The organism is Pedobacter sp. UYP30 (genome assembly GCF_040547165.1).
In the GTDB taxonomy this organism is placed as follows: Bacteria; Bacteroidota; Bacteroidia; order Sphingobacteriales; family Sphingobacteriaceae; genus Pedobacter.
Map to the genome: position 1 here is coordinate 1 of NZ_JBEPPD010000004.1, position 13438 is coordinate 13438.

At 36.8% G+C, this 13438-nt stretch carries 11 protein-coding genes, 1 tRNA gene and 1 riboswitch; of the genes, 2 read left to right on the forward strand and 10 right to left on the reverse strand.

All coding sequences use genetic code 11. The features are described 5' to 3' along the window. Nucleotides 1-322, reverse strand: a 322-nt coding sequence (locus tag ABIB40_RS06075) for a hypothetical protein (RefSeq protein ID WP_354357045.1), incomplete at its 3' end; no start/stop codon positions are given. 253 nt (nucleotides 323-575) lie between these two features. After that, on the reverse strand, nucleotides 576-1319 hold the full coding sequence (locus ABIB40_RS06080) for a LytR/AlgR family response regulator transcription factor (protein WP_354357047.1): 744 nt from the start codon (nucleotides 1317-1319) through the stop codon (nucleotides 576-578). 229 nt (nucleotides 1320-1548) lie between these two features. Here ABIB40_RS06080 and ABIB40_RS06085 point away from each other — a divergent pair, with 229 nt between their 5' ends. Further along, nucleotides 1549-2031 carry a type I restriction enzyme HsdR N-terminal domain-containing protein gene (locus ABIB40_RS06085; RefSeq protein WP_354357049.1) on the forward strand — a complete coding sequence of 161 codons (483 nt, stop codon included), beginning with the start codon at nucleotides 1549-1551 and terminating at the stop codon, nucleotides 2029-2031. A gap of 590 nt (nucleotides 2032-2621) precedes the next feature. On the opposite strand, the gene ABIB40_RS06090 is transcribed toward ABIB40_RS06085, so the two are convergent. Then, complete coding sequence (locus ABIB40_RS06090; RefSeq protein ID WP_354357051.1) at nucleotides 2622-5918, reverse strand: chemotaxis protein CheB; 3297 nt, start codon at nucleotides 5916-5918, stop codon at nucleotides 2622-2624. A gap of 320 nt (nucleotides 5919-6238) precedes the next feature. Between ABIB40_RS06090 and ABIB40_RS06095 the strand changes: the two genes are divergently transcribed. Next, nucleotides 6239-8392, forward strand: a complete 2154-nt coding sequence (locus ABIB40_RS06095) for an oleate hydratase (protein ID WP_354357053.1) — start codon at nucleotides 6239-6241, stop codon at nucleotides 8390-8392. A 250-nt stretch (nucleotides 8393-8642) separates the two neighbouring features. On the opposite strand, the gene ABIB40_RS06100 is transcribed toward ABIB40_RS06095, so the two are convergent. The 7 genes from ABIB40_RS06100 to recO form a co-directional block, all read right to left on the reverse strand. Next, a complete protein-coding gene (locus ABIB40_RS06100) occupies nucleotides 8643-9284 on the reverse strand; it encodes a phosphatase PAP2 family protein (RefSeq protein ID WP_354357055.1) in 642 nt (213 codons plus the stop codon). A gap of 106 nt (nucleotides 9285-9390) precedes the next feature. Further along, on the reverse strand, nucleotides 9391-9828 hold the full coding sequence (locus tag ABIB40_RS06105; protein WP_354357057.1) for a universal stress protein: 438 nt from the start codon (nucleotides 9826-9828) through the stop codon (nucleotides 9391-9393). 15 nt (nucleotides 9829-9843) lie between these two features. Further along, nucleotides 9844-10218: a fluoride efflux transporter CrcB gene (crcB, locus tag ABIB40_RS06110; RefSeq protein ID WP_354357059.1), complete on the reverse strand. Its 375-nt coding sequence runs from the start codon at nucleotides 10216-10218 to the stop codon at nucleotides 9844-9846. Nucleotides 10219-10221: 3 nt separating this feature from the next. Next, the gene (locus ABIB40_RS06115; RefSeq protein ID WP_354357061.1) at nucleotides 10222-10593 is read right to left on the reverse strand and encodes a DUF190 domain-containing protein; all 372 of its coding nucleotides are present in this window, start codon (nucleotides 10591-10593) and stop codon (nucleotides 10222-10224) included. Beyond that, the gene (locus ABIB40_RS06120; RefSeq protein ID WP_354357063.1) at nucleotides 10568-12001 is read right to left on the reverse strand and encodes a voltage-gated chloride channel family protein; all 1434 of its coding nucleotides are present in this window, start codon (nucleotides 11999-12001) and stop codon (nucleotides 10568-10570) included. The genes ABIB40_RS06115 and ABIB40_RS06120 overlap by 26 nt, the downstream gene beginning before the upstream one ends. Before the next feature lie 288 nt (nucleotides 12002-12289). Next, nucleotides 12290-12350: riboswitch (Fluoride riboswitch) on the reverse strand. Between the two features lie 157 nt (nucleotides 12351-12507). Next, nucleotides 12508-12582, reverse strand: a tRNA-Val gene (locus ABIB40_RS06125). Nucleotides 12583-12647: 65 nt separating this feature from the next. Next, nucleotides 12648-13373, reverse strand: coding sequence for a DNA repair protein RecO (gene recO, locus ABIB40_RS06130; protein ID WP_354357065.1), 726 nt, complete (start codon nucleotides 13371-13373; stop codon nucleotides 12648-12650). Nucleotides 13374-13438 lie beyond the last annotated feature (65 nt).

The window sequence follows — 13438 nt, forward strand, 5'->3', positions numbered from 1 at the left end:
ACCCCAATATTTTTAACTTCCAACAACCCAAGTCATGAAAATCAACAATAGTTCCCTGACCAAAAAGACAGTATTTGTTTATAAGAACATCAAGGTGGCGAACAGCTTCAGGACCGTTCCAATAGATCAAGATCCTGCTACAGTTACCGTTCGCACCGTTCTTACCTCTATGGAGATCATGTTCCAGAAATAACCCCAATATTTTTAACTTCCAACAACCCAAGTCATGAAAATCAACAATAGTTCCCTGACCAAAAAGACAGTATTTGTTTATAAGAACATCAAGGCTGCGAACAGCTTTAGGACCGTTCCAATAGATCAAGATCCTGCTACAGTTACCGTTCGCACCGTTCTTACCTCTATGGAGATTATGTTCCAGAAATAAGATGAATTTTTTCTTTAGGCAGCAAAGTAAAGATTTACAGTTGCTTTGAAAAACACGCCGAGTCTAAGATTAAAGGTTGGGAAATACCAGTTACCTTTTGACACGAGAAAACTAGGGAATACCTTCCTAATTAAATAGTTAATAAAATCAAGAAGCGATGCGTTAAAGCCAAACTAATTTCCAACAAAACTTAGGTGCTGCGGTTGGATTTCAGCAAACTCTTTTGCACATATTCAAAAAAAGAATCTTTATAAGGTTCGCCAATTTGTAGCATTTCGTTATTAACCAGCCTTACCATATTGCCATCTACTTTTTTTATGGCAGATTTCGCCACTATATTCGATTTATTAACCCGGATAAATGGATGGTGTTCTAATGCTTTCTCTATTTCCTTTAATGTAAGATAGGTAGTGTGTGCCTCTGTCTGTGTAAAAATCTGTATGTAATTGGTTAAAGACTTTATATACAGTATGCTATCTAAAGAAATATTAGAAAATGCATGTTTATGGTCGCCTTTTATAAAAATCTCTGAAATCTTTAATTCTTTTGATTCAGACTTTTTTTCTTGAGCAGCTTCTTTCTTTAAAATTCGATCTAGCGCTAAAGCAAATTTTGCAAAAGAAATTGGTTTTAGTAAGTATTGATCGGTTTGTACTTCGAAGGCTTGCAAGGCGTAGTCTGGATGAGCAGTTGTAAAAACCAAATATTTTACTTTCTCTCTAACAGCTTTGGCAAGCTCCAAGCCGCTTATTCCCGGCATATCTATATCTAAGAACAATAAATCTATACCATCATCTTCACTAATGCCTGCGAGCGCTTGTATTGGGCTGTTAAATGTTTTTAAAAGTGTTAATCCCGGCATTTCTGCTATGTGGTCTGCCAATACTTCTATTGCATGTTCTTCATCATCTACCACTACGCAATTTAAATCCATCGTTTTGCTGTTATTTTCTGCCAATATAAATAAAAATTAAATTGATTTTAAAGGAATTTATAAAAGGGTTTGAAAAACAGACTAGTTCACCTAAAGGTTTTGTATGGGAAAAAGAAGGTTTCGTGTAAAAAACTGCGGGTTTCGTGTAAAAAATGCTGGGGTATATTCTTTTTTAAGAATGTTTACACTATAAAAGGTAGTGGTCAAAAACTGAAAACAGAAATAGCGTATGGAACTAAGAGAAGAAATTGGGCAGTTTGAGCTTCGAATAAAAAAAATGTTACCCCAAGTAAATTCAGAAGATTTAACTAGAAACGCACTAGTGATGCCATTTATTCGACTGATGGGGTATGATATAAATGATGTGAAAACAGATGCAGTTGTGGATTTCGGTTTTAAAAAGGGCAAAAGAGTAGATTACACAATCATGAAAGACGGTAAGCCTACCATTTTGGTTGAGTGCAAACACCATTTAGATTATTTAGGCTTAGATGAATCTCGTTTATTGAATTATTTCCGTAAAACCAAAGCTAAGTACGGTTTGCTAACAAATGGCTTGGTATATCAATTTTACACGGAGAAAATGGTTAAAAGTAAAAAAGCGCAAACACCTTTGTTAGAGTTTAAACTTACCGATACGAAAGCGGCAGCCATTGCTCTTCTCTTAGAAGAGCATCAAGATTTTTTCAACCTAAATAAACAAATTGCATAACCCATATTATTACAAGTCAACGTCCCAAAACGAAAACTAACGTAAAGGTCCTCGGTTAATTCTGAGGGCTTTTTTTATGGTTTTTATTTGAAAAGGAGCATAGAATCTTGATTTCGATTGAACACATCGTCGTGATGAATTCATAGCATTTGGTTGGCCTATACTAGCTTTTGAGACGACATAATAAGTCATAAGCTAGTTCCGTTGAAACAAACAATAGACACTAGAAGAGGCTGAGGAATGGCGGATGAGTTAAAAATATTTTTTTGAGAAAATACCGCTGATTTCTGGCGTCGGGGGTTCTGTACTATTATTTAAGTGGAAATGAGGGGTTTGAGATGCGTACTGCAAGAATTTGATATACAGGATGATAAAGTTAACGATTCACACAAAGTAAAAGTAGGGAAATTTTTTTTAAACTAGAAGTCTAATTGCGGTCTGGAACTAAAACTTTAAGCGCTGAATGAAGATGGCGAAGATGGAAACAGTCAATTTTTTTCCCTTGCAATAAGTTATTTTATATCTTATTATTTTGGTTATCTGCCTATTTAATCACAAAAAAAGCACTTTAGTTAAAGATTAGCGTTTAATTAAATCGGAAAAGACAGCGTAAAAGTTGTTCCTTCATTTATTTTGCTTTCAAATTTGATCTTTCCATCCATTAGATTAGTATATCTGTTAACGATATTTAATCCCAGACCAGTTCCTTGAATATTCTCAGTGTTGTGTGCCCTAAAGAATGCCTCGAACAAATGTTTTTGATCACCCGCCGGAATTCCTATTCCATTATCTTTGATTATTAATGTCAAGACTTTCTCATCTATGGCTGAGCTGAAATCTATAAGGGTATCTGGACCAGAATATTTGATAGCGTTACTGATGAGGTTTATCACACAGTTCTTTAGTAAACCCCGATCTAGCTTCACTTTAGTTGTAGTCCCTATATGCTGATAGATAATCTTTTGGTTCTGCTTCGCGATCAACTGCATTTCCTCAGTGATATTTTGCCCAAATTCAACAATGTCAAACAAGACCTGTAATGGTTTCATTTTACCGCTTTCCAGCTTATCCAAGGATAAAAAGTCAGTCAGGATAGCTGTCAGGCTTCCAATTGAATTTTGTATTTTATTTATATGGTTATCAATATTGGCGTTTTTATATGGCTCGGCATATTTAAGGATAATTGATGCGGACAGCTGCATTGTGCTTAATGGTGTTCGGAATTCATGTGATGCCATCGAAACAAATCTGCTTTTCAGTATACCCAGTTCCTTTTCTTTCTCCAACGCTTGGCTTACCTTTGCTTTTGCATCGTTTGAAATTTTTATGGATTTCACTAAATTTATATTGCTGACATCCAGTTCCGTAAGCAATTTTTTAAGCGTGGTTATGTCATAAAAACTGATAATCGCACCATCTGGAGTTTTGCTGTTTTTTTTCAGGTAAGGCATCGTCATTACCTGGTATATTTTTCCATCAATAGATTCAGCTTCCTTGGTGATGGTTATTTCTTCTGATATCACTTTTTTGATATCATCGATCAAAGTTTCAAATTTAATATTGGTGGTAATGTTGCTTAGCGGACGGCCGATGTCGCTTTCCCTAATATTAATGTGCTTTACCGCTGCCGGAGAATACCTTTTGAGCAGTAAGTCTCGATCTACAAAAAGCTGGCCATTGGTATTACTTCTAAAATAATTGTTCAGGTCATCATTCAGGTCTGTCAACTCATCAATCGTCATTTGATGTTCCTTGTTGATGGTCTGGAGCTCTTCGTTTACAGATTGCAGTTCTTCGTTGGTACTCTGCATCTCTTCATTGGCAGATTGCATTTCTTCATTAGCAGATTGTAGTTCTTCATTGTAAGATTGCATATTTTCATTAGAAGATTCGATGCTCTCATTTGCCATTGCGAGGCTTTGCTTTAATTCTGCATTTTCCATCTCTAGGTTAATCAAATGCTCTTTGGTTATCTCACTTATATCCGAGTAATTGATCACATTTTTTTCGAGATGTTTTGCTTTAGATTTCGTGAACACGATCATCAGCAATTTGTCTGCAGAATTATTTAAGGAAAATGGACTGATCAAGATGTCCGCTGTCAGGTTTTTAGACTTATTTAAACTGTCAAAAACAAGCCCCTTTAATAATACTCTTTCATCTAGCTTCAAAGCTTTGTGAACAGCGGCCTTAAAAAGCGCGGCAATGTTATCCGGCAACAATTCATTCAAATTGAAATTGAAGTTCTCTTTTCTCAAATAGGGACTTATATCTCCGAAGGATTTAATCACCCTCATATTTTCATCCGTACAGATTCCAGTAAGACCAGATTCTTTGTACAAAAAGGAATTTACCTGGTCTCCCAAGGTAGATTTGGAATCCAGTAGAAAGTTTTTTTTGATTAATTCTTTGTTTACGATTTTTGTTTCTTCTACTACGTGAGACGAAAAAGAATCAAACCTTACCGTACGCCCTGTTTTGTTACATTTAAGTATGTTCCATTTTTTACTAATCTCATCAAAATCTTCTTTTAAGTCGGTAGGATTTTCGCTTGGTCCCAAAAATAGGTAGCCTTCCTTTTTTAAACCAAAATGCATCATAGAAAAAACTTTTTTCTGTGAAACCGGATTTAAATAGATCAGCAGATTACGGCAGCTTATTAGGTCGATGTTGCAGTAGGGCGGATTTTTAACTACATCATGTTGGGCAAAAATCAGCATTTTCCTAATCTCATGCTTTACTTTGTAGTTGCTGCCTTCTTTGGTAAAGTATTTTTTTAACCTTTCTCTAGATACTGATTTTTCTATTTTCTCATCGGGATAGATGCCTTTTGATGCGATATCTAAGGCGCCTCTGGCAATATCGGTGGCGAATATTTTGACTTCAATATCTTTTGGCTGTTTCGTCAGGTGTTCTCTAACCAATATGGCCATCGAGTAAGCTTCCTCGCCCGTGGCACATCCTGCAACCCATATTTTTAATACTTCGCGGTTATTTTTAATGATATGAGGTAGCACCTGTTCCTCAATAATTTTAAAGGCATCTGGGTCTCGGAAGAACGAGGTCACACTGATCAAAAAATTATTTGCCAACAAAGCAATCTCAGCTGGATTGTTTTTTAAATAAGTGTAGTATTTGTCGATATGGGTAAAATTCTGCTCTACCATTCGCTTCATTATTCTCCTGATGATGGTAGGTCTTTTATATTCTGAAAAATCAAGTGGAAGGTTACCTTTGATCAGGTCAAAGATCTGCCCCAATTCATCCTCGGTTATATCTTCAGATTTTTGACCTTTATTTAATTTTAATGATCCTTCTTTCACATAATTTTCAATTACTTCTGGCATATCTTGCGGAGAGAGGACCATGTCGGCGCATTCGGTAGCAATCGCAGCCATTGGCATTCCCTTATAATTGGCGCTGTCAATATCTTGGACAAGGATAAGACCTCCTGCTTTTTTAATGGCCTGAATGCCTTTTGAACCATCACTCCCGGTGCCAGAGAGGATTACGCCAATTGCTTTATCACCACGCTCTTTTGCCAGCGAAGTAAAAAAATAATCAATGGTCATGTAAGGGCGAGACTGCTCTTTTTTATCAGAAAGTAGAAGTCTGCCCTTCTCAATAGTCATAAACTTAGAGTTTGGAATCAGATACACGGTATTCGGCATGATATCTATGTTTTCCTTCGCCTCAATAACTTCCAGTTTGCTATGTCGTGCAAGAATCTCAGCCATCTGGCTTTTGAAATCTGAAGAGAGGTGCTGTATCAGGATATAAGAAACCGCGTCAAGTGGAGTGTAATCAAAAAAAGAGGAGATTGCTTTAAGACCGCCGGCCGAAGCCCCGATGGCTATAATGTACTGTTTAGCGACAATTTTAGCCATGATTTTTTAAAATTTTAATAAAAAAGTACGATGTAAAAAACTTCAGATCAGCTATAAAGATAAATGAATTATTGTTGATTTATGTTAAATTCAATATATCGTCAAGTTATTGAAAATACGTGTTGCTATTGTCTTGCCTCTTTCTAATTGCTAAGTTTAAAAATACTTCGGTCAAGTAGCTATTTCAGCTTAGTGATGAAAGTCAGCAGATCTGCTGTTTACCATCATTTACCTTTCATTTGTACCTGGGTACTTTTGATAATGAATTAATAAATATATGACATGTAAGAATTCTAGCTAGCTCAATTTTAGATGGCGGGATGGCAATAAAGTTCTTGACCAACACAACGGCTTCAGACTCCAAGTATACAATGATTAGCAGTGCACATACGGCTGTTCATCTATGCAATGGGGGTGGAGTTTATTATTTTGATCTTGAAAATCAGAAGTATTATAAAAAAAACACCATTAGTATTATTTTATCCGCATCGGCACGGACGGCTGTCGCTGCACAAAAACTAATCTACAAAATGAAAATAAACACTTCAAAATTTAACAAAGTGCTCGAACATTCTAACCAATATGGACATGTTCAGCACGAACCAGATTCCAGCAAAGAAGTTCAAGTCAATTTCGATAAGAAAACAATGCCCTTTTCAGATCAGATTGGGAATTACCAGCGCAACAAAGGCATCCCATCCAAATCATATATCGATAGTAAATTCTACATTATAGGAACTGGTATAGCAGGGATGTCTGCTGCATATTATCTGATCCGAGACGGACGTGTTCCGGGAGAAAACATTCTTTTTCTTGATCAATTGAGTGTAGATGGCGGGTCGTTGGACGGTTCAGGAAATGCTAAAGAAGGTTATATCATTCGTGGTGGGCGGGAAATGGATATGACGTATGAAAATCTTTGGGACATGTTTCAGGATATCCCTGCTTTAGAACTGCCAGAGCCTTATAGTGTTTTGGATGAATATCGCTTGATAAACGACAATGATCCCAATTATTCAAAAGCTCGACTGATCCATAATCAGGGTCAAGTTCAGGATTTCAGTAAGTTCGGTTTGGAAAAGAAGGACCAATTGGCAATTGTGAAACTGTTGCTGAAGAAAAAAGAAGAACTGGATGACTTAAGAATTATGGACTACTTTGGTGAATCTTTTTTAAAAAGTAACTTCTGGTTTTTTTGGCGAACAATGTTTGCTTTTGAAAATTGGCATAGCCTGCTAGAATGCAAGTTATACATGCATCGTTTCCTCCATGCGATAGATGGTATGAAGGATTTCTCCTGCCTTGTTTTTCCTAAATATAACCAGTACGATACCTATATAACTCCGTTGCGTAGATTCCTTCAAAGCAAAGGGGTAAAGATCGAACTTAATACTATTGTGAAAGATTTGGATATTCATATCGATACTGAAGAAAAAGTGGTGAATGGTATTATTACTGAGAAAGAAGGAAAAGAGCTTAAAATTCTTATCGGCAAAGACGACTTTGTAATCGTTACAACTGGATCTATGACCGAAGATACTTCTTACGGTACCAATAAAGAAGCACCTGCATTCGCTTATGACGATAGTAAGAGTGGACAAAGTGCAGGATGGCAGCTTTGGAAAAACCTGGCTACGAAGTCTGCAGTTTTTGGGAAGCCTGAGAAATTCTGCGGCTCGATAGAAAAGTCTTCTTGGGAATCTGCAACCCTTACCTGTAAACCCTCTGCCTTTGTAGATAAAGTTAAGGCATTTTGTGTAAACGATCCGTATTCAGGCAGAACAGCAACAGGTGGCATCGTAACTATTACAGATTCCAACTGGCTAATGAGTTTTACCTGCAATAGGCAGCCACATTTTCCCAATCAACCTGATGATGTTTTAGTAATCTGGGTATATTCTTTGCTGATGGACAAAGAAGGAAACTTTATCAAGAAAACGATGCCAAAATGTACAGGAAATGAAATCCTTGCTGAGTTATGCCATCATTTAGGAATTATTGAGCAACTGGATAACGTAGTCGAAAATACAATTGTGCATACTTCTTTCATGCCCTATATCACATCGATGTTTATGCCAAGGGCGAAAGGCGATCGCCCAAGGGTAGTTCCTGACGGGTGTAAGAATTTAGGGTTAGTTGGCCAGTTTGTAGAAACCAATAACGACATCGTATTTACCATGGAAAGCTCGGTGAGAACTGCAAGAATTGCGGTTTATGAATTGTTAAACTTAAATAAACAAGTTCCAGATATTAATCCGCTACAATACGACATCAGGCAATTGCTAAAAGCTGCACAATCCTTAAACGATTATCAGCCCATAACTGGGGAGTGGATTTTGAGAAAATTCTTAAAAGGGACGTATTTTGAACATATTTTGGCAGATAATGTCCATTCCGATGGGGAACACGAATCTTTTCTTTCAGAACAGTTTGACCGATTTAAAGAATGGTTTAAGGAACTGAAAAAGCAGTAATTTTTTTTAAAATAATGAGGGGCTTCTACGGTTACTTTTCTTGGCAGTCTTTAACAAAAATGTTCAGACATTATTGCATCTGCAAGCTTTAAAATTTTTAATAATAAATTCAAAGTATTGAAAAATGTTCAGAAGCTTTTGCTAAAACTGAAAATTGTTTGATGTCACGGAAAAATAAATTCATCGCCAATTGCCTCTAAATGCATGTATTTTAATTTTTTAAATTAATAGCTACCGCAGGCTCATTTTCCTAAAGTTTGCGAAACGCTGATTCCTTACCGTCCAAGTAAAAATAAATTAGCAAGGTCAAATAAAAGCAACCCTCTAAAAAGCCGCCAAAAACGTCGGTAAACCAATGAGCCCCTAGATAAACCCTTGAAAACGGTATCAAGAATATGATACCGAGGCAAAAAGTAGTAATTGTTATTCTGAATGATTTTTTCAGCCATTTATTACGATAAAAATAGAAGGCCATTAGGCCAAAAAAAGCGATGTAAAATGCTACGTGTCCGCTCGGGAAACCTTGAAATTTCGCATGCTCAATAATCCTTACCAATTTAAAACCAGGACGTGGTCTATTCACAGAGATTTTAACAACGTAAGTTAGCAAACCAATGCCCAAAGTTAAAAAACAGTAAATCGCTTCCATTTTATGCTTAAATAATAACAGTAAGCCTGTTGAAATGCTTACCATAATTACGGATACCCATATATGACCGAACCAGCTAATGGCTACCATTAAAAGATCAAGCAGCGGGCTGTGTGTTGCCTGCACTTCTTCTGAGATTCTGATATCTATGGACGACAAAGGAAAGATTATAATAAGTGTAGACAGCAATAACAAGCCAAGTGCAGTAATCACAAGGATTTTAGAGGTGTGTTTTTTCCTCATATAGTGTATTTAAAGAGTTTAATAGAAGATTACAAAGTAGAAAGGTCGCATTCCATTAATGTAAGATCCGGATTTAGAACAAGGAAAATTAGTTTAATGCCTAGCGTCATTTATCCATTGGCACTACAACAACAGGTACTTTAGAATCTCTTAATATTCCTTCAGCAACACTACCCATCAACAATCGATTCAACCCCTTTCGTCCGTGCGAACCCGCAACAATCATTGTGGCTTCCCACTCACGCGCAAGATCTAGAACGGTATCTTTCACATTACCTTCGGGAGTAAACAGTTCTGCATCTATGCCATTTGCATAATCTTTTACCACATGGTTAAGGAAATCCTCACGAAATTTTTTCATTTTCAACTCAGCAGTTTCAGGAAAAATACCAGCATCTACATCCCCAATAGCAAGTGCTTCATCTACAACGCCAATAAGTGCTATTTTTGCAGCAAATCTTCCTGCCAAATAAAACCCATATTTAATGGCTTTTAATGAAGAAGGACTGTCATCAGCTACAATTAAAATTCTTTCATTTTTCATAACTATCAATTTAATTTACAAATTTCTTGCGGCAAGAATACCCCCATAGGCAGCTAAAAAACCTAAGGCAATGCTAGCAAATGTATATAGAAGCATGGTAAAAATTTGGTGGTCGCTCATAAGCTGAACATTTTCAAAGGAAAAAGAGGAAAATGTTGTATAACCTCCGCAAAAACCTGTAATTAGAAATAGTCGCCAGTTTAATGCATTTGCGCCAAATCTTTCTGTGTAAAACACAAAAAACCCAATTAGGAAGCAGCCTGTAATGTTTACTATAAAAGTACCATACGGAAAGGCGGAATTAACAAATCCTACTACCCAACGATTTACGATAAATCTTAAGACGCTTCCTAAGCCGCCGCCAAAAAAGATGATGAGTATTATCTTCATAACCTATGATTTAATTTCCCAAAATTCTACGGCCTTAAAAACAATCATTTTTCCCGTCAGCAATTCCGCATGCTTTTTACAGAAATTTTCCAACTTATATTTTTCATCTATTAACTCTACACATAACAACAAATCGGCATTATCCAGTTCTACATGTTCTGTGGTAATTTTTCCATGCATAGAATATCCGCTATGTGTTTGATAAACTGAGGCATTCATCAACTGATCATCCTTTGCATATTGAACAATCTCCTTATATAACTGTTTTGATGTGAGTCTGCCCATAAACCCAAGTTGCTTTATCTTGTCTTTTGGCTTTAAGTAAATCTGTAGCTTGCCTAAGTTTTTTTCAATTATTGTCGGTTCCTTTATCATTTCTTTTCTTAAATAATAGTTGATATCTTCCTAATTTTTGATGAATATATCCACGTCGTTTATTAGCTTCCGTTAAGGAAGTTTCATCTGCAAAATTCTCATCGACAATTTTTGGTACTCCAATGAGTTGAGAACTATAAATGCCCGAATGCCCGCTAAAAAAATAGGCTGTAAAACAGGCTACTGCAAACAATAGTACATGCGTTCCCCCAAATAACTCTACACCCATAAAAGTACAGGCAAGCGGCGTATTTGTAGCACCCGAAAAAACCGCAATAAAACCAAGCGCAGCAAAAAGGCCCACAGGTGCGTTAAGAAAAGAAGCCAATGTATTACCAAGCGTTGCACCTATGTAAAATAGGGGCGTTACTTCACCACCTTTAAAGCCAGTTGCAAGCGTAACAGAAGTATATATTGTTTTCCACAGCCAGCTCCAAGTATCTGCTCCACCTGCATGAAAAGCAGAAGGGAGTGTAACAGCCCCTGCATATTCCGCATCAACTCCAAGACTTAAATAATCTGGTTTACCGTTTATAAAAGTTAGTGCTATTATGAAAAGTCCCCCGAAAACAGGAATCATCCATTTAGACTTAAATACTTTGAGGCAAATACTTTTTATTTCATGCACCATTCCTGAAAATAGGTAGCTGGCCAGACCAAAAACTGCCGAAGCAAGAACTACTTTCCCCAGTAGAAGAACGTCCATGTGTAGGAAATCATTAAAAATATAAGGTGTTTTAGATAGTGCTGCGATATGGTATTGGGTATGAGAAATTTGCCAAGCAGATACGGTCATATCTGCAAACACTGCTGCGATTAGTGCAGGGATCATGGCCTCATATTGAATCCTACCGATTGTTAATACTTCCATAGCGAAAATAGCCCCTGTTAAAGGGGTACCAAATACGGCACCAAAACCAGCAGCAACTCCAGCAGTAAGGATCATGCGCATATCCGGCCCTTTTAGTTTAAACCATCCGCCAAACATGGCTGCAATACTACCACCTATCTGCACTGCAGTTCCTTCTCGGCCAGCCGATCCGCCAAATAAATGTGTTATTACTGTGGTTATCAAAATGATAGGTGCCATTCTTTTTGGAACGCCTCCGCCTGCGGTATGAATTTGTTCCATAATCAGGTTGTTTCCCTTTTCAGAAGATTTTCCTACCGATTGGTAAATAAAATGAATAAGTACACCTGCAACTGGTAGTAGATAAAGTAGCCACTTGTGGTCGAAACGTAAATGTATGGCGGCGCTTAACAACCATAAGAAAAAAGCGACGACGCTACCAATTACAACCGCTACCGGAAGTACGAAAATGGTCCATCGAGTCAAATGTTTGACGATAGCAAAATGCTCTTTTAGAGATATTTTATTATCGTCTTTTTTGTTGGGAGTGTTAATCATTTGTTTAATTTGGTTTGTTTAAGATTGATATTGACAATTAGGCGTAACAATGTATTTCTCGTTAAAGTTAAAATCAGTTAAAGCGCTATAGCCCAACAGATTCGGCATAAATTTAGCAACATTGTTGATAAGCTTTGCTGTTGATATAGAAGACATTATTGAAAACAGAAAAAATGAGAAATCTACAAGAGGAATAGGATTATGAAACCCCGTGTATTTAAGAATCTTTGGATAAGCTGCCATCTACAATAATTGTTTTTACCATAAAGAACTCTCTTTATGGGGGTTACTATTGTAGGCGCCATCAGCTATCGCAGTTGTGAGGAAGGACACCATTTCCTTTTTCAAAGATATAAAAAGTTATCTTTCTCGCAAAAAATAAAACTTAGCTCGGACTATTTATTCGAACATAAGGCTGATAACGAAAGTAAACGTACGCAAAAAGGGCTTTAAATGCAAAAAGGAAACGTTTTATGTACGTTTCCTTTCAGTTGTTTTCGATAGTGTGGGAAATGAGGGGTTCGAACCCCCGACCCCCTCGGTGTAAACGAGGTGCTCTGAACCAGCTGAGCTAATTTCCCTTCTTTGTTTTGGGAATGCAAATATAGTGCTATAAAACTATCTTCCAAATATTATTTCAACTTTTTTAGCTGAACAATACTTCGAGTATTTTGTGTGATTTGATTTCGCCAAATGATGCGGTGTGTAACTGGTAGTAAACCAATATTTTATCTAAAATTACTCGCCGTTGCGTGCTAGATAAAATAATATCAGAAGATTTTTCAATTGGCGTTTTGTACAGCAAAATAAAAGGTTTAGCGTTTAATTCGGTTAAATAATTGGCATGTATAGGTATCCTCGAGACATATTCTCCCTCTTGTAAATCGAAATAAATTTGATCTTTTCTTTGCTGGTCGTTTGGTGAGAAGCCGAGAAAGCGCGTAAGTTTCAACAAAAATGATAAGTGGAAATTAGTTCCTGCGTTTTCTGTTTCATCAAACCAAGATATTCCATTAAAGATAAAGGCGAATAGGTTTTCGTCTGGAACTTGTTCTCTAATGCTTTTGTACAGTACTTCGTTTAAAAAAATGACAATGGTTGTTTTTAGTAAATCGTACGGTATGCTTTTAAAAACCGGCGAGGGTCTCAACTCCGACACTCTTTGTAGGTTATCGTTTGATTTGTGATACACCACCATGTCTAATAGATGTAGTGGTTGCAGCATGTTCAGCTTAATTTTAGCTTTCGGACGTTTTACTCCGTTTATTAGGTAAGATTGGGTGCCGAATTTATCTGTCAGAATTTGTGCAACCACGCTTGTATCGCTATAGTCTGTGGTCTTTAATACAACTCCGCGTACCTTGTGCAACATGGTCTAACAAACAATTTTTCCAAAAATATGTTATTTGAGCAAAATAAAATAGCTTAAAAGATTTC